This is a genomic window from Acetoanaerobium noterae (assembly GCF_900168025.1).
GTDB lineage: Bacteria > Bacillota > Clostridia > Peptostreptococcales > Filifactoraceae > Acetoanaerobium > Acetoanaerobium noterae.
The window spans coordinates 318,587-340,549 of record NZ_FUYN01000002.1 but is presented as its reverse complement, the minus strand read 5'-3'; the positions used below and the strand labels follow the sequence as shown (position 1 = coordinate 340,549).

24 protein-coding genes are annotated in these 21,963 nt (G+C 35.6%); 8 read left to right on the top strand and 16 right to left on the bottom strand.

Going from position 1 to position 21,963, the window contains the following annotated elements; genetic code table 11:
* Positions 1-78: 78 nt before the first annotated feature.
* The 3 genes from groES to B5X47_RS05205 form a co-directional block, all read right to left on the bottom strand.
* A complete protein-coding gene (gene groES, locus B5X47_RS05215; RefSeq protein WP_013360508.1) occupies positions 79-363 on the bottom strand; it encodes a co-chaperone GroES in 285 nt (94 codons plus the stop codon).
* Positions 364-657: 294 nt separating this feature from the next.
* Positions 658-2,121 carry a cardiolipin synthase gene (gene cls, locus B5X47_RS05210; protein WP_013360507.1) on the bottom strand — a complete coding sequence of 488 codons (1,464 nt, stop codon included), beginning with the start codon at positions 2,119-2,121 and terminating at the stop codon, positions 658-660.
* Positions 2,122-2,123: 2 nt separating this feature from the next.
* Complete coding sequence (locus B5X47_RS05205; RefSeq protein ID WP_079589135.1) at positions 2,124-3,005, bottom strand: DNA-3-methyladenine glycosylase family protein; 882 nt, start codon at positions 3,003-3,005, stop codon at positions 2,124-2,126.
* Positions 3,006-3,121: 116 nt separating this feature from the next.
* Between B5X47_RS05205 and cobT the strand changes: the two genes are divergently transcribed.
* Together cobT and B5X47_RS05195 are read left to right on the top strand one after the other, a co-directional pair.
* On the top strand, positions 3,122-4,168 hold the full coding sequence (gene cobT / locus B5X47_RS05200; RefSeq protein ID WP_079589134.1) for a nicotinate-nucleotide--dimethylbenzimidazole phosphoribosyltransferase: 1,047 nt from the start codon (positions 3,122-3,124) through the stop codon (positions 4,166-4,168).
* 126 nt (positions 4,169-4,294) lie between these two features.
* On the top strand, positions 4,295-6,070 hold the full coding sequence (locus B5X47_RS05195; RefSeq protein ID WP_079589133.1) for a bifunctional metallophosphatase/5'-nucleotidase: 1,776 nt from the start codon (positions 4,295-4,297) through the stop codon (positions 6,068-6,070).
* A gap of 204 nt (positions 6,071-6,274) precedes the next feature.
* On the opposite strand, the gene B5X47_RS05190 is transcribed toward B5X47_RS05195, so the two are convergent.
* From B5X47_RS05190 to B5X47_RS05155, 8 genes are all read right to left on the bottom strand, one after another.
* On the bottom strand, positions 6,275-6,484 hold the full coding sequence (locus tag B5X47_RS05190; protein ID WP_079589132.1) for a heavy-metal-associated domain-containing protein: 210 nt from the start codon (positions 6,482-6,484) through the stop codon (positions 6,275-6,277).
* Positions 6,485-6,567: 83 nt separating this feature from the next.
* Positions 6,568-7,122 (bottom strand): orotate phosphoribosyltransferase, encoded by a 555-nt coding sequence (gene pyrE / locus B5X47_RS05185; RefSeq protein ID WP_079589131.1) that lies wholly within the window; start codon positions 7,120-7,122, stop codon positions 6,568-6,570.
* Positions 7,123-8,058, bottom strand: coding sequence for a dihydroorotate dehydrogenase (locus tag B5X47_RS05180; RefSeq protein ID WP_079589130.1), 936 nt, complete (start codon positions 8,056-8,058; stop codon positions 7,123-7,125).
* Complete coding sequence (locus B5X47_RS05175; RefSeq protein WP_079589129.1) at positions 8,039-8,758, bottom strand: dihydroorotate dehydrogenase electron transfer subunit; 720 nt, start codon at positions 8,756-8,758, stop codon at positions 8,039-8,041. The genes B5X47_RS05180 and B5X47_RS05175 overlap by 20 nt, the downstream gene beginning before the upstream one ends.
* Positions 8,746-9,588, bottom strand: coding sequence for an orotidine-5'-phosphate decarboxylase (pyrF, locus tag B5X47_RS05170; RefSeq protein ID WP_242951005.1), 843 nt, complete (start codon positions 9,586-9,588; stop codon positions 8,746-8,748). Before pyrF ends, B5X47_RS05175 begins: the two co-directional genes overlap by 13 nt.
* Positions 9,569-10,780: a dihydroorotase gene (locus B5X47_RS05165; protein ID WP_159446405.1), complete on the bottom strand. Its 1,212-nt coding sequence runs from the start codon at positions 10,778-10,780 to the stop codon at positions 9,569-9,571. Before B5X47_RS05165 ends, pyrF begins: the two co-directional genes overlap by 20 nt.
* A 14-nt stretch (positions 10,781-10,794) precedes the next feature.
* The gene (gene pyrB / locus B5X47_RS05160) at positions 10,795-11,868 is read right to left on the bottom strand and encodes an aspartate carbamoyltransferase (protein WP_079589127.1); all 1,074 of its coding nucleotides are present in this window, start codon (positions 11,866-11,868) and stop codon (positions 10,795-10,797) included.
* A 176-nt stretch (positions 11,869-12,044) separates the two neighbouring features.
* The gene (locus tag B5X47_RS05155) at positions 12,045-12,476 is read right to left on the bottom strand and encodes a universal stress protein (RefSeq protein WP_159446404.1); all 432 of its coding nucleotides are present in this window, start codon (positions 12,474-12,476) and stop codon (positions 12,045-12,047) included.
* A gap of 264 nt (positions 12,477-12,740) precedes the next feature.
* On the opposite strand from B5X47_RS05155, the gene B5X47_RS05150 reads away from it, so the two are divergent.
* Complete coding sequence (locus tag B5X47_RS05150; RefSeq protein ID WP_079589125.1) at positions 12,741-13,106, top strand: lipopolysaccharide assembly protein LapA domain-containing protein; 366 nt, start codon at positions 12,741-12,743, stop codon at positions 13,104-13,106.
* Positions 13,107-13,177: 71 nt separating this feature from the next.
* On the opposite strand, the gene B5X47_RS05145 is transcribed toward B5X47_RS05150, so the two are convergent.
* Genes B5X47_RS05145 through B5X47_RS05135 form a run of 3 tightly spaced genes read right to left on the bottom strand, consistent with a single transcriptional unit; the run spans position 13,178 to position 15,514 of the window.
* Positions 13,178-13,984 (bottom strand): energy-coupling factor ABC transporter ATP-binding protein, encoded by an 807-nt coding sequence (locus B5X47_RS05145; RefSeq protein WP_079589124.1) that lies wholly within the window; start codon positions 13,982-13,984, stop codon positions 13,178-13,180.
* Positions 13,977-14,681 carry a cobalt ECF transporter T component CbiQ gene (gene cbiQ, locus B5X47_RS05140; RefSeq protein WP_079589123.1) on the bottom strand — a complete coding sequence of 235 codons (705 nt, stop codon included), beginning with the start codon at positions 14,679-14,681 and terminating at the stop codon, positions 13,977-13,979. The genes B5X47_RS05145 and cbiQ overlap by 8 nt, the downstream gene beginning before the upstream one ends.
* A gap of 56 nt (positions 14,682-14,737) precedes the next feature.
* Positions 14,738-15,514, bottom strand: coding sequence for a sirohydrochlorin cobaltochelatase (locus B5X47_RS05135; RefSeq protein ID WP_079589122.1), 777 nt, complete (start codon positions 15,512-15,514; stop codon positions 14,738-14,740).
* 271 nt (positions 15,515-15,785) lie between these two features.
* On the opposite strand from B5X47_RS05135, the gene B5X47_RS05130 reads away from it, so the two are divergent.
* The 4 genes from B5X47_RS05130 (at position 15,786) to B5X47_RS13690 (ending at position 18,392) form a co-directional block, all read left to right on the top strand.
* Entirely contained in the window at positions 15,786-16,001 is a 216-nt protein-coding gene (locus B5X47_RS05130; protein ID WP_159446403.1) for a FeoA family protein, read from the top strand.
* 14 nt (positions 16,002-16,015) lie between these two features.
* Positions 16,016-16,237, top strand: a complete 222-nt coding sequence (locus tag B5X47_RS05125; protein ID WP_013360489.1) for a FeoA family protein — start codon at positions 16,016-16,018, stop codon at positions 16,235-16,237.
* A gap of 12 nt (positions 16,238-16,249) precedes the next feature.
* A complete protein-coding gene (gene feoB, locus B5X47_RS05120; RefSeq protein WP_079589120.1) occupies positions 16,250-18,121 on the top strand; it encodes a ferrous iron transport protein B in 1,872 nt (623 codons plus the stop codon).
* A 97-nt stretch (positions 18,122-18,218) separates the two neighbouring features.
* The gene (locus B5X47_RS13690; protein ID WP_143215767.1) at positions 18,219-18,392 is read left to right on the top strand and encodes a FeoB-associated Cys-rich membrane protein; all 174 of its coding nucleotides are present in this window, start codon (positions 18,219-18,221) and stop codon (positions 18,390-18,392) included.
* Between the two features lie 156 nt (positions 18,393-18,548).
* Here the strand turns inward: B5X47_RS13690 and B5X47_RS14025 are convergent, their stop codons facing one another.
* Both B5X47_RS14025 and B5X47_RS05110 read right to left on the bottom strand, forming a co-directional pair.
* Complete coding sequence (locus B5X47_RS14025) at positions 18,549-19,331, bottom strand: methyl-accepting chemotaxis protein (protein ID WP_079589119.1); 783 nt, start codon at positions 19,329-19,331, stop codon at positions 18,549-18,551.
* Positions 19,332-19,370: 39 nt separating this feature from the next.
* Positions 19,371-20,291 carry a hemolysin family protein gene (locus tag B5X47_RS05110; protein ID WP_079589118.1) on the bottom strand — a complete coding sequence of 307 codons (921 nt, stop codon included), beginning with the start codon at positions 20,289-20,291 and terminating at the stop codon, positions 19,371-19,373.
* Positions 20,292-20,541: 250 nt separating this feature from the next.
* Between B5X47_RS05110 and tyrS the strand changes: the two genes are divergently transcribed.
* Positions 20,542-21,768, top strand: a complete 1,227-nt coding sequence (tyrS, locus tag B5X47_RS05105) for a tyrosine--tRNA ligase (RefSeq protein WP_079589117.1) — start codon at positions 20,542-20,544, stop codon at positions 21,766-21,768.
* Positions 21,769-21,963: the final 195 nt, after the last annotated feature.

Genomic DNA, 21,963 nt, shown 5'->3' with positions numbered 1-21,963 from the left:
TATATTACTCCTCCTAATTTATAATCAAGTTACTTTTTTATGATTAATCTCTTATGATTGTTTTCTTTGTGAAATTTCTTATTCTACTACAGCTAAAATATCGCTTTGTCTTAATATAGTGAACTCTTGTCCATCTAATTTAACTTCAGTTCCTGCGTATTTAGAGAAAAGTACTTTATCTCCTACCTTTAGCTCCATCTTGATTTCTTTGCCGTCAACTACTCCACCAGGTCCTACTTCTACTACCTCAGCCATTTGTGGCTGCTCCTTTGCACTTCCTGGAAGTACGATACCGCTTTTAGTTTTTTCTTCTGCTTCTACCATCTTAATTACCACTCTGTCTGCTAATGGTCTGATTTTCATAATAAACATTCCCTCCTAAATAATATTATTTAATACTCCCTATAAAGGGATGCTTTATTGCAAAGACTAGCTTTGCGCTTAATTTTAGTTTAAATGTTAGCACTCTTTTATATCGAGTGCTACTACATAGTATATGTTATATAATATTTGAATTTTTTTCAAGTCCTTTTTTTGATTTTTTTATAATAAATTAAGGAAATTATGAATAAGCAATAATTACTAAAAATCATAATTTCCTTAATTATATCCAATAAATTTTTAATTGTATTATAAGCGTTTTCAAAGTGTTACTTTTTACAATATAGGCGAAAATAGTCTAGCAGCTGATTCTGCGATTTTTTGAACTATAGGACGAGCTTTAAAATCAGAATAAAGAAGCTCTTTAGAGTCCTTTATGTCAGCTTCAAATATCTCATATAGCCTTGAAATTGTAGGCTCATCATATATGAAAGCATTGACCTCAAAGTTAATCATAAAGCTTCTTATATCCATATTTGCAGTACCTACAGAAGCTATTTCCTCATCAACTAAAATCATCTTAGAGTGAATAAAGCCTTTTTCATAGAGATATACTTTGCATCCTAGCTCCAAAAGCTCTTCTAAATACGACAAGGATGCATAGTAGACTACATTGTGGTCTGGAAATGAAGGAAATATTATCCTTACATCTACACTAGAAAGTACTGCTGTCCTAAGTGCTGTAAGCAGAGCGTCGTCAGGTATGAAGTACGGTGTTTCTATATATATTGTATTTTTAGCATGGGCTATAGATGAAAAATAAGCATTGTAGATACTTTCATACTGATTATCGGGACCTGAAGATACTATTTGAATGAGAGAATCTCCTTTATATGCCATAGAAGGAAATAATTCCTGCTGATTTAGCTTTTGTCCACTGCCAATATAGTAATCTACTAAAAATATCGTTTGGAGCATATATACAGACTCTCCCTCTATGCGAAGGTGGGTGTCTCTCCAAAATCCAAATTTCTTATTTTCGTGGACATACTCATCTCCTATATTGAGGCCTCCTATATAGCCTATTTCTCCATCTATTACGCAGATTTTTCTATGATTCCTGTAGTTAAATTTCCTATGAATATAAGGGAAATGAATATGAATAAATGGGCGAAATTCGATTCCTGCCGATTTCATCTCTCTCGCAAAATCAGGATGAAATATGAGCCTGAAGCTCCCTATTTCATCATATATAAATCTAACCTTCACTCCCTGCTTCGCTTTTTTTATAAGCGCATCCTTGAGTTTTTTTCCTATTTCAGAGTTTTTCACTATAAAGTATTCCAAATGAATATAGCTTCTTGCATTTTCGATATCTTTTAACATCTGCTCGAATTTATCAAGCCCATCTGTATATATATCTACTTTGTTATTTAAAGTAAAAGGAGATCTTTCTGAGTTTAGTATCAGCTGCATTACCTTCTTTTTACCCTCTGATTCTAAATCGTGAAACATGACATTGTCTTTTAAAGCTTGCTTTTGTGTTGCACTTAATATTTGCAGACTTATCATGCCCTTTATGTCTTGACTGTTTAAAAATTTTGCAACTGCTACCTTGGTTTTCTTGACCTTAGAGGATCTTAAATTTTCACCAAATAACAAGTAGAGCACAAAGCCTATACCAGGCAAAAAAATCATGACCAGCAGCCAGCTTATAGTCTTAGCAGGGTCACGATTTTCAAAGAATATGAGCAGAGATACAAAGATAGCTAAAATGGCAAAAAATATCGTAAATGTCATTTTTACTTCCTCCCTATCCCCTTTTCTCTAGCATAGTAAAATAAATATTGTTGAGCTATTCCAGATTTGTCTTTAAACATATCTATTCCAAACTCTCTAATTTTCTTTAGGTCCTTCATTTCTTTTTCAATATAAAACTCATGCATTACTCTTTGTACCCACACATCTACAGGAAATACATCGTATTTTGAAAGTCCAAACAGCAAAATACAATCTGAAACCTTTGGCCCAACTCCAGGAATTGTCATTAGCTCTTTTCTCGCCATATCTGTAGGTAGATTCCTTAGCTTATACATATCCATTTGAAGTGAATGCTGGATATAGCTTGCGTCTCTTATATAGCCTTTTCTAAAAGCCACCTTCGAATCAATGAGTACCTGCTCATCACAAGATGAAAGAGCTTTTGGAGTCGGAAAAGCATAATACTTCTTTCCTCTATATTCTCCGATTTCCTCTCCTAGAGCTTTCGATAAAAACGCCACGCTTCTTTTTATCATAGGAATGGCATTTCTAGCTGAGATTATAAAGGAAATAACAATTTCAAAGGTATCCTGATTCAAAATCCTCATTCCTTGACCAAATATAGTTGCATTGTAAAGATGTTCATCCATTTTAGCAAGCTCTGCTTTAATAGCGGAATAATCCCTATCCATGTCAAAGTAGTTATGCCAGATTTTATGATAATCATCTAGATTTGTGTTATCTAGTATCAAAGTATCGCCTTCTAGCTTTACATTGAGTATTTTTCCATTTGCTACTCCTGTGTAGGAGCCATCTTCCTCTTTATCCCATCTGAAGCACTGCCCACACTCAAATATATGCTTTGGTTCAAAATCTTTGATTTTATCGATTATTACTTTATTATTTTCTTGATATAGTTTCATTTTCTCACCTCGCTGATTATCTTTTTACCCATTTTCAGGCTTGACTAACGGTAGTATAATAAATATAAAGATGCAAATCATTTGCGTTAAATATACGGGATAAGGGGAGTAAATTAATGGAACTTTTTAAGAGTACTATCGCTAGTATAACAAATTTGAACGAAGAAATGATGAAAAAAGCACAGGAAAGACAAGATTTACTCATAAAGCCTAAGGGCAGTCTAGGAAAGCTAGAGGAAATATCAATTCAGCTTGCAGGAATATATGGGCAGGATTTTTACGACACTACTAAAAAAGCTATCATAGCTTTTGCTGGCGACCACGGAGTATATGAGGAAGGAGTAGCTCCAAACGCTCAGGAAATAACAAAAATTCAGATTCCAAATTATGTGAGAAAAATAACTGGAGTAGGTGCTCTAGCTAGATTTGCAAATGCTGATGTCTATGGTGTAGACGTAGGTGTAAACTGCGACGAGCTTCTTCCAGGAGTAATCAACAGAAAAATAAGAAAAGGCACTTCTAATATGGCAAAAGGACCTGCAATGAGCTATGAAGAAGCGATTTTTTCTATTGAAATAGGCATAGAAGAAACTAACAAACTAATAGATGCCGGCTACAGAGTAATAGGAGTAGGTGAAATGGGTATAGCAAATACTACGCCTACTAGCGCTATCATATCAGTTTACGGAGACTATGAGCCTATAGAAGTAACTGGTATAGGCGCTGGACTCAACAGCGAAGGTGTAATACATAAAGCAAATGTAATTAAAAAATCTATCGAGCTTAATGCTCCTGATAAAAATGACCCTGTAGATGTGCTTGCTAAGGTAGGTGGCTTTGAAATAGGTGCCATGACAGGCGCTATCCTAGCATGTGCTAGCAGAAATATTCCTGTAGTGCTAGATGGAGTTATTTCTTATGCTTCAGCTATACTTGCAATCAAGCTAAACCCATTATCAAAGCTTTATATGATTCCATCACATTTTTCTGCTGAGCCTGCCTCAAAAAAAGCTTTTGATTTACTTGAGCTCTCACCTATGCTTCAGATGGACATGAGACTAGGCGAAGGCTCTGGTGCTGCACTTTGCTTTAATATAATTGAAGCAGCTAACTTTACCTACAAAAATATGTATACCTTTGAGGAAGCTGGTTTTACAGTTTAAAAGAAAATTCAAAAAATTAAAGCTAATTTTACATTTATATGTTTATTTGACGGATATTTGGTCTATAATTATATAGCGGGGTAAATTAATTCCTCGCAATAATATTATTATAATAAGGAGGGTTTTATGCGAAACAAAAGATTTATGTCACTTGCTTTAAGTATCACTATGGTACTTTCTCTTGTATTATTTAATCCTATTTCTGCTTTTGCTGACGATGCAAAAGAGCTTGTTATCCTTCATTTCAATGATACTCATGCCAGAGTTAAATCAGTGGAGAAAGATGGAGTAGTAACAGGTGTAGGTTTTGACCGTATTGCTCAGTACAAGCAAGATTTACTAAAGGAAAATCCAAACGTGCTTATGCTAGATGCTGGGGATACTCTTCATGGTCAGCCTATAGCTACACTTAGCCAAGGCGAAAGTATAGTTAAGATTCTTAATCTTATGGGCATCGATGCTTTTACTCCAGGAAACCACGACTTTAACTATGGCTTTGCTAGATTGCAGGAATTAGAGAAGATGATGAACTTTCCTATCGTATCTGCAAATGTTATGGATAAATCAGGCAAAGAGGTTTTCAAGCCTTATGTTATAAAAGAAATGGATGGATTTAAGGTAGGTATCTTTGGACTTTCTACTCCTGAGACTTCATACAAAACAAATCCTAAAAACGTAGAAACAATAGACTTTACAGACACCATAGCTGCTGCTAAAAAAGCTGTAGAAGCTCTAGAAAAAGAAAATGTAGATGTTATTATAGCTCTTACTCACCTAGGCCTAGACCAAGGAGATGACACTTCTGATAAAGTAGCAGAAGCTGTAGATGGAATTGATATAGTAATAGATGGACACAGCCATACTACACTTGAAGAAGGACGTATGGTAAAAAATACTCTTATCGCTAGTACTGGCGAATATGACAAAGCTTTTGGAATTGTAACTTTAAAAATCGCAAATGGCGAAGTTACAGAAAAATCTGCTAAGCTTATGGCTGCAGCTGATACTAAAGATATAGTTCCTCATCCAGATGTTGTAGCACTTCTAGCTGATATCGATAAAGGACTAAATGAAATCCTATCTGAAAAAATAGGTACTTCTACAGTTATGCTTGATGGCGCTAGAGAAAATGTTCGTACTAAAGAAACTAACTTCGGACAATTAGTAGCTGATGCTATGCTAGATGCTACTGGAGCCGAAGTAGCTCTTACTAACGGTGGTGGAATTCGTGCTTCTATAGAAGCTGGAGACATCACTAAGAATCACATAGTAACTTCTTTCCCATTTGGAAACTATCTAGTAACTAAAGAAGTGAAAGGAAAAGATATCAAAGCAGCTTTAGAGCACGGACTTTCTAAATATCCAGAACAAAACGGAGGCTTCCCTCACGTTGCTGGGATAACATTTACTTTTAACACTGCTAATCCTGCAGGCTCAAGAGTAAGTGATTTAATGATAGGCGGCTCTCCTGTAGATATGGAAAAAGCTTATTTATTCGTTACTAATGACTTTATGGCAGCTGGTGGAGATGATTACACTATGCTTAAGCCTTATGCTACAGTTAATGAATATGCAGCATTTGATGAAATCTTAGTAAACTATATTAAGAAAATGGGTACTATTTCTACTACACTAGTTCCTAGAATGACTGTAAATGAAACAGCTCCTGTTACTCCAGCACCAATGCCTGAACCTATGCCTCCTATGCATCACGATGGAAAAGTTATAGTTCCTTCTCCTGCAGAAACTATGAATTACACTGTTCATCACGACATGAGCATAATGGAGCTTGCTATGGATCATGGCTTCGCTTGGCAACATGTTTTAGTATTAAATCCAGAAATTTCTAACCCAATGCTAAAATTAAAAGCTGGTCAAGTTATCAAGCTTCCAGTTCATTAAACTTAATTTTCGCTAGTTAATCATTTATAATGCTAATTTTAGCTTTTTTAAATATATTCACTATATGATTGATTAGACAAAAAAATCCTAGATTATTTTATCTGTTTACATCTCTGTAAGCTCTAAATAATCTAGGATTTTTAAATTTTTAAGGTCTATTTATCAATAAATATCATTTTTAGACAGTTCTTTTGCTATAACACCTTATCTTATTTCTCTAACCTCATAACCAAATTCTTCTACTGCATTTTTAAGCACTTCATCAGCTACATCTTCATTTAGCTCAACTACTGCGCTTTGCTCTTGAAGTGATACTTCAGCGCTTTTTACCTGCTCTAGCTCTTCTAAAGCCATTTTTACATGGGCAACGCATTTATGACAAGTCATTCCAAATACTGAAAGTGTTTTTTTCATAATAGCCTCCTATTTTATACCCCCTTGGGGTAAGTTTAATTTAATTATATCATAGGAGAAATATTTGTAAAATATATTTTTACTTAGTCCATTTTTCTACTTCCAGGCTTTACTACAGGAGTTCCTTGTTTACAAAGTGGACAAGCATCTGCATCAAAGGTATCTATTTCTACTCTCAGAGAGCTGATAAGTGGAAGCTCTAGCTCTTCATTTGTTCTGTCTATGATAGATGCTATAGCTATTACCTTTGCTCCCATTGATTCTAGCAGAGCTTTTACTTCCATTGATGATTTTCCAGTAGTTACTACATCCTCGCAGATTACTATATTCATTCCTTCACTTACCTCGAAGCCTCTTCTTAGAGCCATAATATTATCTACTCTCTCAGTAAATATAGCCTCTATTCCTAGCTGTCTGCCTAGCTCATAAGCTACTAGGATTCCTCCCATTGCTGGCCCAACTAGTAAATCTATCTTCATTTCCTTTAGCTTTTCAGCTACTGGCTTTAATATAGCCTCCGCTTTATCTGGGTAGCGAAGTATTCTTGCACATTGCACATATCTATTTGAATGCTTGCCTGAAGATAGTAGAAAATGCCCCTCAAGTAGTGCATCAGTTTGCTTTAGTAATTCTATCATTTATATTATCCCCCTTATTTCATCTAGTGATTTAATGTTTTCTTCCTTCATAAAGGCTTCTATCCCTTCAACTATATCTTTTCCTGCATAAGGGTTGATAAATGAAGCCGTTCCAAATTGTATCAAGTGAGCTCCTGCCATGATAAATTCTATGGCATCCTCTGCTGTTGTTATTCCTCCCATACCTATAACAGGTACCTTTACTGCTTTAGCTACCTCTCTTACCATTTTTAATGCTATAGGCTTTATAGCTGGTCCTGACAGCCCTGCATATACATTGTCAAATACTGGTCTTCTCTTTTTAATATCTATCTTAAGGGCAGAAAAGGTGTTTATAAGTGAGATTCCATCTGCTCCTTCGTATTCACAAGTTTTTGCTACATTTACTATATTTTCTGCATTTGGTGAAAGCTTTACAGCCATAGGAACACTAAGAACTTTTCTTACTTCCCTTACTACTTTTTCTGCCCCTTCGCAGGTGATTCCAAAAGCTATCCCGCCCTCTTTTACATTTGGACATGAGATATTTAGCTCAACCAAATCAACTGCTGTGTGAAGAAGCGTAGATGCATTTGCTTTTACTTTTTTGTTATGCTCTTCTATTAGCTTAGCACCTTCTATATAGGTCTCTAGCGTAGAGCCTCCTAGGTTTGCTATTTTTACTGTATCTATAGTGCTCATTTGCTGTAGTTCATCTGCTAAGAAAGACTCTACTCCAGGATTTTCAAGTCCTATTGAGTTCATTATTCCTCCAGCAGTCTCAGTAATTCTAATTCCTGAGTTTCCTCTTCTAGCTTCCAGAGTTATCCCTTTTGCTGAGATTCCTCCTAGAATTGATGGATTGTAGTAGGCTTTGTATTCCTGACCAAAGCCAAAGGTGCCTGATGCTGCTATTACAGGGTTTTTGAAGCTTAGATTAAAGTAATTTGATTGCATCGTCATAGCTCACCTCACTTCCTTTAAACACAGGCCCATCCTTACATACCTTTACTCTTTTTCCAGCTACATCACAGGTACAGGAAAGACAAGCTCCCACAGCGCATCCCATGTGTTTTTCAAGTGATACATAGACATTTTCATGCTTTTTAGTAAGCTTGTACATCATTATTTCCGGTCCGCAGGTCATGACAGCATCATACTTTGAAAAGTCCAGCTTTTCGCTCATATCCGTGTCTATATGTATAGTAGTCGGTGCATGAGTAGCGTAAAGCTGACCTAAATACTGCTTTTGCTCAGCAGTCAAATCTCTGCTATTTAGTCCCAAATGAATCTCTGCATTATCAAGCTGCTTTGCAAGGTAAAATAAAGGTGCTATCCCCATTCCTCCTCCGATTAAAGCTACTTTTTTATCCTTGTAATCAGATACTGGGTATCCATTTCCGTATGGTCCATATAAAGTTATTTCATCGCCTTCTTTTAGCTTTGAAAAGTACTTAGTTCCTTCTCCTACTACTCTATACATAAAAGCAATTTTATCCTTTCCTACATCAAATACACTTATAGGTCTAGAAAGAGTCATAAACGAGCCTATGCCTCTTAGCATATAAAATTGGCCTGGATTTGCTTCAAAGCTTCCTTCTATTGCCATTATATAAAAGTCGTTTCCAATCTGCTGATTAGAGATTATTTTATACATTCAGACAGCTCCTTTGCTAACTGCTGTGCTCTTTGGCTTAGAACTTTTCTAAAATCACTTTCTTTTATACCAGCAGTGTATCCTCTAGATACATTTATTACTCCGTTTTTATTTTCTTGAATTAGGGCTCTTATATCTTCTATATTTGCTCCCTGCGCTCCATAGCCTGGAATAAGTAGGTAGGTATCCTTGCTGTTTTCTTTTAGAGCCTTTATATCCTTTAATTCATTTACTCCTACTACTGCTCCTAGAGGTGAAAACTTGTAATCCCCAGGGATTTCCTTGCTCCACTCTTTTAGTTTTTGAAGCACACTCATGTACAGTGGCTGTCCATCTATTATTAAATCTTGAAAATCTTTTGAACCTTCATTTGATGTTTTTGCAAGTACAAAAGCTCCCTTGTCCTTTGCAAAGAAATCAAAGTATGGAGATATTGCATCTTTTCCCATATATGGACTAAGAGTTACTACATCAGCTTCAAAGTCTCCGCTTAGATGCCCTTTTGCATAAAGTCCTGCTGTAGAGCCTATGTCTCCTCTTTTTACATCAGCTATCACAATTTCACCTATAGAGCGTATATATGATACTATCTGCTGATATGCTACCATGCCGTCTAAGCCCTCTGCCTCGTAGCAAGCAATTTGAACTTTGTAGCAAGCTGCATATTCCTTTGATGCATCTATAGCTTCCTTTGCATAGGCTACTAGCTTGTCAGATGTCTTTGTAAATGAGTTTTGCAATTCTGCTGGAACATGGTCCATTCTAAGGTCTATGCCCACACAAAAAGGGCTTCTGCTGATTGCCCTCTCTTTAATTTTGTCCATTATCATATAGGATATCTCCTTTTCTTATCGTTTTATCAATTACTGCATATACCATTTCCTTGTCAAATGGCGTATTTTTGCCTTTTGACTCAAACAAACTGCTATCTATCTGAGATTTTTTTTCTTCTATTACTACTAGATTTGCCTGCATTCCTGCTCTTATCACTCTAGGACTAAGACCTAAGAACCTTGCTGGACTTGCTGAAAGTAGTTTGCTTAGAAGCTTTAGTGATATTTCGTTGTCAGTAAATACCTTGTGGCATAGGGAAAATGAAGTTTCTATGCCTGATATTCCAGGTGCATTATTGCCTTTATCCTCTGGTGTATGTGGTGCATGATCAGTTGCTATTGCATCTACATATCCATTTTTTATGCTCTCTATGAGAAACAGTCTATCTTCTTCTGACGCAAATGGAGGATTGACTCTATAGCTTACATTACTAGCGTATATATGATGAGGCGCTACCTCTACAGTTACTTTGAGTCCTTCTTCTTTTGCTTTTATTATTGCCTCCATAGAAGCTTTTTTGCTTATATGGCAAAAGTGCAGGTTGCCACCAGTCTGTCTTACTAGGTCTAGATTTCTTATTACCATTTCAGTTTCTTCTTCACTGTGGTCTAGGATTATAAAATCATGCTGCTTTGAAGCAAGTAGAGCTTCTCTCATGATTTGTTCATCATCTATATTTTTGCCATCGTCAGAAAAAAATTTAGTTGCTTTTCTGTTTTCCTCAAAATCTACTAAATCCTTGCCATTTAGCTCCTTGGTTACTGCACTCACCTGCAGCAATCTAGTCATACCCAGTGAATTATTTTTTTCTATTATTTCTGTTATTAGAGTTTTGTTATCTATTACAGGATTTGTGTTTGCCATAGCAAGAAGGTCTGTATACCCGCCTTTTATGGCAGCCTTATTGGCAGATAGAAGTGTTTCTTTATGTTCTTGACCTGGATTTCTCATATGAAAGTGTAAATCTACAAAAGCCGGCATAACTAACCTATTACATAAATCTAGCTCGAGGATATCGAGCTTTGTTTGGACATGCAAATCAGGAAGCGAAGCTTCCTGATTCTTTTCAGTTATATAGTTAGTTATTTTGGCTTTTCCAATAAGCTTTATCTTACCTGAATCTATCAAGATATCGTCAATATAGTCCGATACCTCGTCTATTATATGGCAGTTTTTAAGATAGAGCATGGTAGCCTCCTTCATTATACTGCGTAGTAAGTATCGCAGTACTCACAAGCGTAGATGTGGTTTTCTTTATCAAGTAGACCAAACCCAACTTTTTCAAGCTTCTCATGGTTAGATACGCATTTTGGATTGCTACAGCTTGAGTATAATTCATGTCTATGCTCTTCATGGTTTTCTGCTGAGTTTTCTTTTTCGCTTACTAGCTTTAGAATAAGCGCCATACGTACGAACATTCCGTATTTAGCTTGTGGGAAGTATACTGCTCTTGGGTCAGAGTCTACGTCTTCTGAGATTTCATTTACTCTTGGAAGTGGATGCATTACTATCATGTCACTTTTTGCAAGTATCATTTTGTGCTTAGTAAGTACGCAAGAATCCTTTAGCTTCTCATACTGCTCAGGGTCAGCAAACCTTTCTCTTTGGATTCTAGTCATGTAAAGTACATCAGCCATTGGTAGAGCATCTTCCAATGATTCCATTTCAAAGAACAAGCTGTCTTTTATGTGATTTTTTATATAATCAGGGATTTTTAATTCTTTAGGTGATACAAAGTAGAAAGTGTTGTTTTCAAACTTTGATAATGCTTTTACTAGTGAATGCACTGTTCTTCCGTTTTTTAAGTCTCCGCAAAGTACTACATTAAGATTTGTAAGTCTTCCTTTTTCCATTTGGATAGTAAGAAGGTCAGTAATGGTCTGAGTAGGGTGTTGGTGCCCTCCATCTCCAGCATTTACTACAGGAATATCTGAGTAGACAGATGCTAGTTTAGGTGCTCCCTCTAAATAATGGCGCATTACTGCTATATCTGCATAGCAAGCTACGGTTCTGATTGTATCTTTTACGGATTCGCCTTTGGCAACGGATGAATTTTGTGCTTCTGAAAAGCCGATAACCTGTCCGCCTAGTCTTAGCATAGCTGCTTCAAAGCTGAAACGGGTTCTAGTTGATGGCTCATAGAATAGTGTGGCAAGGAGTCTTCCCTTCATGGCATCCCCATATTTTGCTGGGTTTTGCATGATGTCTTGACCTACCTCGATTAATGAGATTAATTCCTCTTTAGAAAAGTCACTTACTTCGATAAAATGTTTCATATCATTTTCCTCCTTGTTAGTCTCTCGGACTAAATTAAAAGAGCTGAGTTAACAGTCTATTTTGTTTTTCTTTACTAATAATACACCTGCTAAATATCCTTGTCAATTATTTTTTAATGCTCATTAAAAAGCTTTTCTTTCTTAAAAAAAGGGCTAATTTCTTAGCCCATAATCTTTTATTCTACTGGTATTGCAAGTACTGGCACTTTTGAATGATGAACTACATAGTTGGTAACTGAGCCCACGAAGAATCTTCTAACTCTAGTCATGCCTCTTGTAGCCATTACTATTAAATCCACTGGATTCTCATCTGCATAGGTCACTATGCCATCGCCAGCTTGGCCTTTTAGAGATATTTTTTCTACCTTCATACCCTCAAATTTAAGAGCTTCTTTATCTAGTAGCTTTTCCCCTCTTTTAATAAGCGCCTCTTCAACCACTGGGTCATAAGAATAGAATTCATGCATTGTTCCTCTGGTGCCCACATCCACCACGTGGATTAATACAATTTTAGAGTCGAACTTTTGTGCTATAGCTTTTGCTGTGTCTATAGCTAATAAACTGCCTTCTGATCCGTCTACTGGTACTAATATGGTATCAACTTTCATAACTGAGGCCCCCTCACTTTTTATTATCATTTATCTATTACCCAAATTTTAGAAAAAATAGCAACTATACATTATATTCAACAAATTTGATAATAAAATCCCAAAAACTTCGCCAATTTTATACTATTGGAAATAATAATATGTTTAAAGTTAGGTATTTAGAGATATAATAAAATAGAAATAAAATTTATTAGGCATAATTTTATTTTTTACAAAAACTAATTTATTTGAAATATTTCAAATAAATTTAAAGGAGGGTATCATATGCAGGCAAAGTTTATTTTTTCTTTAATTTTAGCAGTACTGGTTGCTATATTTGCAATTCAAAACTCAGCAGCCGTTCCTGTCAACTTCATAGTATATCATCTCGAAATTTCTCAAGCCCTTATAATACTTATCTCTGCTATCATCGGAGCTATAATTGCATTTTCGCTTGGTCTTATGAAGCAGTTTAACATGAACAAAGCCATCAAGGATAAAGACAAGCAAATACGAAATTTAGAAATGTCAGTCGCAAAGCTAGAAATTGAGAATGGTGAGCTCCATACCAAAAATGCTATGAGCTTAGACTCTGAAGAGTCTAGATTAAATACTTCTACAATCTCTGATGATAAAAATCTCACTCATTAACATAATAAACCAAATCAAACCTACTCCAAGAAATTTTATTTTATTGGCAATAGTAAAATTTAAAGGATGTGCTACTTAGCACATCCTTTAAATTTATATAATTCCTCTTCTGTTTTAAAAAGAGGATAGCCCATCCTTGCATGAAGCTTTACTAGCCAAGGCTGAATTAGTCCTGCTTTATTTAGTACCTCTTCCATCATAAACACCTCAGATACATCTCCATGAGCTATTATGCTTCCTTCATCCATTACATAAACATAATCACAGACCTTGTAAATCAAATCCATGTCGTGACTAGATATAACAACCTTCTTACGGTCTTGCTCTGATAGAGATTTTATTATCTCTTCTACTTGAGTTGTAGCTACCGGGTCTAAGCCTGCACTAGGCTCATCCATAAAAATTATCTCGCTGTCCATAGCTATAACTCCAGCAATCGCAACTCTTTTTTTCTGTCCATGACTTAAGAAATGAACTGGCTTGTCAGCAAAATCCTTAGCTCCTACGCTTGCTAAAGCTATATTTACTCTGTGATTTATCTCCTTCTCATCTACCCCTAGATTTCTAAGAGCAAAGGCAACATCGTCATAGACCTTTGAAAAAAATATCTGCTTATCTGGATCTTGAAATACTATAGATACCTGCTTTCTAAGCTCTCTTAGACTTGCCTTATCGTATTTCATAGGTTTTTCATCATAAAAAATCTGTCCTTGCTTAGGCTTTAGTACGCCTGTAAAGTTTAAAAATAATGTAGATTTTCCAGCACCGTTAGAGCCTATTATTCCAATACAGCTTCCTTTAGACAAATCCATCGATATATCCTTTAAAGCAACTGTCTGGTCTTCATAGATATAGGTTACATTTTTCATCTCAAGCATCTTGTTCCTCCTGCTTTTCCATATGAAAATCTCCTGTGTACAGCTTGCTATCTAGTGCAATTTCCATATCTTGATATCTATTCATGACTCTCTCAAACAAGACTCTAATGAGTATAGAAAGAGAAGAATATGAGTTTTTTAAATTATTATATCCAAATCTAAGCTCCTGAGCTCTGTATATCTCAATGGATTCATCAAGTAAAATAAATATAAATCTATAGGTAAGCGCATATAAATCCAAAAAATAAGCTGGAAGATGAAGCTTTCTCATAATATACAGCTGCTGATCCATAGGAGTCGTGAGCGTTAGAAAATAAAGACATCCAAGCGCTGACATAGCTCTTAAGAAGAGAATCAGGGCATTGTTGAGTCCTAACTCAGTCACCCCGACATAAAACACCTTTAAATTTACACTCCATATAAATACGGATTGGTCCTGAGAAAAAGAAAAAACTATTGCAAGAATACTTGTAAATAAAAATGCAAAAGGCACAGTTAGCATCTTTAAGTACTTTCCTAGTGGAATCTTCGCCCAAAACACAGTTCCTGCAAATGCAAAAGCAATAATTGCAATAAAAATAAGAGGCTCTTTGTTAATCAAGCTCGCAAGCAAAAGCCCCATAGAGTATCCAAATTTCTTTTTCGGACTTAAGTCCTTAAGGTTATTAGTATAAGCAAATTTATCTATTATTAGCATCTTTATTCCTTCTTAAGCTTTAATCTACAAAATTACACGGTCTTTCTCAATCAAAATTACATAGAGTCTTTAAGTCTTTTAATAAACATTTCTGATATTGGCTCAAACTCTCCTAGCCCTTTTAATATAGGCTCTACACCATATCCATTTGACTCAAAAAATGATTTCCAAGAATCCTCTTCATCAGATGCCATATCGTTAATTGCATGATCTCCAGCCACTATCATAAATGGAAGCAGGTATAGCTTTTCATAGCCTTGACCTTCTAATTCCTCCAGTATATCCTCTGCCTCTGGATAGCCCTCCACAGTCCCTAAATAAACATGTGAAGTAAGTGGATTTCTCTCAAGCATATGGTATAGCATTACATAGGCTGCATTTGCTGCATGGTCGCTTCCATGTCCCATAAGTACTAAGGCTTCATTTTCACTTAGTTCTGGCATAAGCTTTGCAATGGCATCCACTGCCTCATCGTAGTGAGCTTTTGAGTAAAGAAGCGGCTTTGCTCCTTTTATAACCTTAAAATCATCCTTGAATCTATTTATACTGTGGCTCACCTTTTTATATTCATGGCCTGCTATTATATGTAATGAAGCCACATATACCTCTTCAAAGCCCTCTTCCTTCATTTTAGAAAGTGCCTCATCCACATCATCGACATGAATGCCTTCATTTTTTAATATACGCTTTCTAACCATAGAAGATGTAAATGCTCTTCTCACTTCAAAATCAGGAAATGCCTTAGCTATTTTTTCTTCTATTGCACCTATTGTTTTTTCTCTAGTTGATATATATGTCGTTCCAAAGCTAGCAACCAAAATACCTTTTTTCACTAAATATCATCCCTTCATTAGGTAAACTGAAACTTCGCTTTATATTATATCAGTTTCTAGGTTATTATCCTAGAATTTTGTTGCAAAATAATTGCATTAAGTAATAGGTACAATCCCTCAACTAATAAGTTTTATCATTGACAGTACTTTATCTAAGTACTATAATTAATATTAAAGAATGAAACCCATTATCAATTAGTCTGCGATAATGATTATCAATAATACAACTAATTTATTATACATATATTTCATCACAAAAGGAGATGCAAATATGCCGCTTTCAATGGTAAGCAGTAACCAAGAAGTAATTATATCTGATGTAATTGCAAGTGCTGAATTAAAGCAAAAGTTAATGAATATGGGCTTTACTAAAGGCTGTAAGCTCTATGTGCTTCAGGGACTTACTAAAGGCTCTATAATGGTAAAGGTTAGAGATTCAAAGGTAGTGCTAAACGCATCTACTGCTCACAAAATCCAGTGCAGTTAGGAGAGATTTTCATAATGAAGACGCTTTCTGATTTAAAGGTAGGCGAAACAGCTATAATTGACAGCATAAATGTCACAGGAATTCTAAAAAGAAGAATGATAGATATGGGAATAACTAAAGGCTGTGAGATAAAAGTAGAAAAATTTGCTCCTCTAGGCGACCCTATAGATATAAGAGTTAAGGATTACCATATAGCAATTAGAAAATCAGACGCAAAAAATATCATTGTAAAATAAAGGAGACTCAGCATGACTATTAGCCACATAACTATGGCTCTGGCAGGAAACCCTAACAGCGGTAAGACCACTTTATTCAATGCTCTAACTGGTGCTAGACAATATGTAGGAAACTGGCCAGGGGTGACAGTAGAAAAAAAAGAGGGAAAACTGAAATTTGAAGATAAAAATCTAATTCTTGTTGATTTACCTGGTACCTACAGTCTTTCTCCATACTCTATGGAGGAAATAATTGCCAAAAATTATGTCATAAACGAAAAGCCCGACGTAGTTGTAAATATCGTCGATGCTTCTAATATAGAAAGAAATCTCTTCCTTACGATGCAGCTTCTAGAGCTAGGTCGTCCTACTGTTATCGCCCTTAATATGATGGATGTCGCAAAAGCAAAAGGTTATGAAATTGATATAACTAAGCTATCAATGGAGCTTGGAGTACCAGTTGTGCCTATAATAGCCTCAAAAAGCGAAGGCATAAACGAGCTTATAAGCAGGGCTATAACTGAAGCTGATGTAAAAAATCAAACTATGCCTCAAAAAATGCAGGCTTTCGTAAACAAATTGGAAGAGAAAATTTCTGGTATTACTGACCCAGAGCTAGCAGAAGAAACAAAAACTGATTATACCTATGAATATATTGAAGGCATTATAAAATCAGCTGTAAAAAAACCTTCATCTCATAAAATCACTACGTCTGACAAAGTAGACTCTGTACTTACGCACAAGTACTTAGGGCTACCTATCTTTGCACTGGTGATGTTTTTTACTTTCTTTTTCACCTATGACCTTGCAGGAAATGTTCTAAACGGAATGTTAGATGAGTTCATCACAGGAATAGTAGCCCCTACAGCCGAGGCTGGACTTATGGCTATAGGCGCTCAAGACTGGCTTATCTCTCTTGTAGTAGATGGAATTATAGGCGGTGTAGGTGGTGTAATAATATTTGTTCCAAACGTCGCTTGCTTGTTTCTGATGATATCTCTTATGGAAGATACAGGCTACATGGCTAGAGTTGCCTTTATTATGGATAGAGCTATGAGGGGCATAGGCTTAAGCGGAAAAGCATTTATTCCTATGGTTCTAGGTCTAGGTTGTAGTGTTCCAGCTATCATGAGTACACGTACCCTTGAAAGTCAAAAGGATAGGCTTACAACTACCCTTATCACTCCATTTGTTTCTTGCTCAGCCAGACTTCCAGTTTATACATTGTTTGCTGCAGCTTTCTTTCCAGGAAATGAAAAATACATAGTGTTTTCGCTTTATGTTCTTGGAGTAGTAGTTGCTATCTTAGTAGGCTTAATATTTAAAAAAACTATATTTAAAGCAGATGAGACCCCTTTTATCATGGAGCTTCCTCCTTATAGATTTCCTAGCATAAAAAACCTAGCTCTTCACGTATGGGATAGAGTAAAGGGATATATAGCAAAAGCTGGTACTCTTATCTTTGGAGCCTCTGTTGTACTTTGGTTCTTATTAGGCTTTAATATGTCAGGCCCTAGTGAAATAAATCAAAGTTTTGGAGCTAGTATAGGTAAATTCTTTGCTCCTATGCTATCTACTGCTGGCTTTGGAAACTGGCAGGCTGCACTTTCCCTATTTACAGGTGTAATTGCAAAAGAAATAGTAATATCAAACATGGCTATAATATATGGAATAGGCGAATCAGCTGGAGATTTTGCTTCTGCTCTTTCTGGAACCTTTAGTACTCTTTCAGCCTATGCCTTTATGGTGTTTGTCCTACTATATACACCTTGCGTTGCTGTAATGGGAGTTGTAAAAAGAGAGACAAATTCCTACAAATGGACTGCTTTTTCAATTTTATATCAGCTATTTGTAGCTTGGCTAGTCGCAACTCTAGTATATCAAGTAGGCTCTTTTTTCATATAAATCTAAACTAAAAATGATAAATTTAAAATAATTTTTATTCAAGTATACAGAAATTGGGTAACAATTACTAATAACCCTTTTGAGAGGCGATGATAAAATGATAATATCGTATTTAATAGGTGCAGTTATAGTTTGCCTAGGCATTTTTCTGCTTGTTAGAAGTGTAAAAAGAGAAGCTACCGATGGTTGCTATGCTTGCTCATCAAAAGGCTCCTGCTCAAAAGCTGGCTGTAATGTAATAAGAGATATAAAAACAGATGAAAAAAAGTAAATGATTATAATTGAATATTAAATTCACTAAAAAATCCCTTGGCTATATCGTTTGATATAAACCAAGGGATTTAGTAATTTATACAATAGTATATTCTCTAGATATTGACTTCTGTGCTTTAAATAATAAGTTATTCTTTTTATTTTTAAATATAAACTATATATTTTTCAGCTCATCTGCTATATTTCTAGCTTTATGAGTTATAGTATCTTGATTTTCTGATAATATACCTAGCTTTGATACCTCAGAAGATATCTTTTCATTTTCTGCTCTTAATGAATTAAGAAGGTCTGAAATTTGAGAAGCAAACTCACTAGTGCTGTCAGACATCTTTTGAACCTCAGTCGCTACAACAGAGAATCCTCTTCCATGCTCTCCTGCACGTGCAGCTTCGATATTTGCGTTTAAGCCTAGTATCTTTATCTGCTGAGTTATTTTATTTACTGCCTTAGTCATTTCATCAGTTTTTTCTATGAACTGATTCGATTGCATGGCAGATTGAGCCAAATCCGTATTTATGCCGTTGAGCTTTTCAGTTATTTTTACCATATTATTCATCTCAAAATGAAGACTTTCACTGGTTTTATTTATCTCCTCCAGTTGAAAATTAAGCCTGTCTCTCATTTCAATTTGTTTATCTACAATAAACATCATAAGCTTTGCAGTAATAGAGTCTACAATATGCTTAGTTGAGCCATATCTTTCTCTCAATGACTCTAACACACTCGCATTTCCTGTAGCCTCAATTATCATTTCACAGGCTGAATCGATTTCACTGATATCCGTAGAACAGCGAATGCCCAGCTTTCTTGCATATTCAATTCCCGCAGATTGCATATTTCTATCTATTACCCCAACTATCTCTGTCTCTTTAATGTCGTTAAATAATTCTATGAGCTTCGTCCCACCTGTTCCAGCTCCAACAATTGCAATTTTCATGGGAACACTCCTAAAAGTTATTTGCGAGCCTTACTCTAGTTAAATATCCAAAAATGACTTTGGCTTGAGTTTAACCAGCAAGGTCTCTATTCTTTTGTCGCTTACTTTGATTGCTTTTAATTCTACATCGTCAAAGAAAGCATTTGTTTCTTCATTTTCTTCTTCAAGATTAGGTATCTTGCCAAGGGTTCCCAGAAGTAGTCCCCCGATTGTGTCATTGACATCTGTAGGCAATTCAATTTCCAATAGCTCATTGACATCCGATATACTAGTTAGTCCATCCACTTTATAAGTGTTTTCACTAATCCTAAATATAGGTTCATCTACCTCGTATTCATCATCCTCATCAGAGATATCTCCTACTATTTCTTCTACCAGATCTTCAATGGTAATAATACCTGAAAATCCACCATATTCGTCGATTACAAGAGCCATATGAGTTCTATTTTTCTGCATTTCAAGAAAAATTTCATCTATACTTTTATACTCATGCACAAAATAAGGCTGCTTCATGATTCCTCTCAGATTAATGCAATCTATGTTTCCCTTTCTCATCTGAGCAAAAAGGTCTTTGATATGCACTACTCCTATGATATTGTCTATATCCTTTTCATATACAGGAACTCTAGAATAACGTTCCTCAATGATTTCATCTATGATATCACAGACATCATCCTCAATATTTACTGCAAACACTGAGGTTCTAGGTATCATAATTTCCTTTGCTTTTGTTTCATAAAGCTTAAGAACACGTTTAATCATTTCTTTTTCAAAAAGATTAACAGCTCCTTTGCCCTCTTCTTCATCCAATATAGTGATAAGCTCCTCTTTTAGCGCTTCTTCAGTTTCTTCAGATTGTTCATTTTTAGAAAAAATTCCTTTGAACCCTCTTCCTCCTGAAATAATGCCAAGTGGTGACTTGAGTAAATTTCTCAAGGTACTCCCGACGCCATCTTCCATTAGTTTTTCCCTCCAGTTTCATTCTTTATAATTTTCAATACTTATTATACCATTTTAATTGTTATAATAACAGAATTTAAGCGAAATTATCAGACAAATCTGCACAAATTCACATATCTTATATCGGCAAACATAAATTTTTTGTGAGTATTTTTATTGAAATACCATGTATTATAGTATTATAATAGGTTTAATGCTAAATCAAGGAAGCTTGCTTTTGGCATAAAAATTAAAACAAAGAGGTGAGAAAATGGAGAATGTATTTGATGTTCTAAAGGAGCGCGGATTTATCGCTCAAGCAACACATGAAGATGAAATCAGAGAGTTATTAGGGAAGGAGAAGGTTGTTTTTTATACAGGCTACGACCCTACAGCTGATAGCCTTCATGTAGGACATTTTCTACAGGCTGTAGCGATGCGTCATCTGCAACTTGCTGGTCATACGCCTATCGTTCTAATAGGCGGCGGCACTACAATGATAGGGGACCCGTCTGGCAGAACAGATATGCGTCAAATGATCACCCCTGAAACTATAAAAGAAAATGGAGAGCGCTTTAAAGCTCAGCTAGGCAGATTTATAGATTTCACAGCAGATAACGCAATCATGGCAAACAACGCTGACTGGCTGATGAATTTGGAATATATCCCTTTTTTAAGAGAAATAGGTATGCATTTTTCAGTTAATAGAATGCTTACTGCAGAATGCTTTAAATCTAGAATGGAAAAAGGTCTATCCTTCTTAGAGTTCAACTACATGATTATGCAAGCATATGACTTTTTAGAACTAAATAGAAGGCATGGATGCGTTATGCAGCTAGGTGGAGACGATCAGTGGTCTAATATCATAGCTGGAACTGACCTTATAAGAAGAAAAGAGGGTAAACAGGCATACGGAATGACCTTTAATCTTCTAACTACATCAGACGGCAAAAAAATGGGCAAGACTATGGCTGGTGCAGTATGGCTAGACAGAGAAAAAACTACTCCATATGAGTTCTTCCAATACTGGAGAAATATAGAAGATGCTTCAGTTGAGAAATGCCTAGCACTGCTTACCTTCCTTCCTATGGATGAGGTAAGAAGACTAGGAGCGCTTGAGGGCTCAGAAATAAACCATGCAAAGGAAGTTCTTGCTTACGAGGTTACTAAGCTAGTTCACAGCAAAGAAGATGCTGATGCTGCTATGGAAGCTGCAAGAGCATTATTTACTAACAACAACGCTTCTGCAAATGCTCCTACTACAGAAGTCGAACTATCTAGACTAGAAAGTGGAATAGCTATATTAGAAGTTCTTAAAGAAACTGGCCTAGTTCCATCTTCAAGCGAAGCAAGAAGACTTATCTCTCAAGGAGGTATCTCTGTTAATGATATCAAGGTTGAATCTATAGATTTTAACGTAACTGCTGATATGTTAAACGACGGGGTACTGATGATTAAAAAAGGCAAAAAAACCTACCATCAAGTAAAAGCAATATAATTCTCATCCGTTATTGCAATACAGATTTCAATATAACGAGATTACCTTGCTTTATTCACAATAAAAAAAGAGTTTTGGTCTTAAACCTCCAAAGCTCTTTTTCTATGCTTAGATTTCTCTTAATATCAATCCCACATTAATTTTTACTTATATTAAACTCTGTACGTTAAAACAAACGGATAGGATTCTTAATAA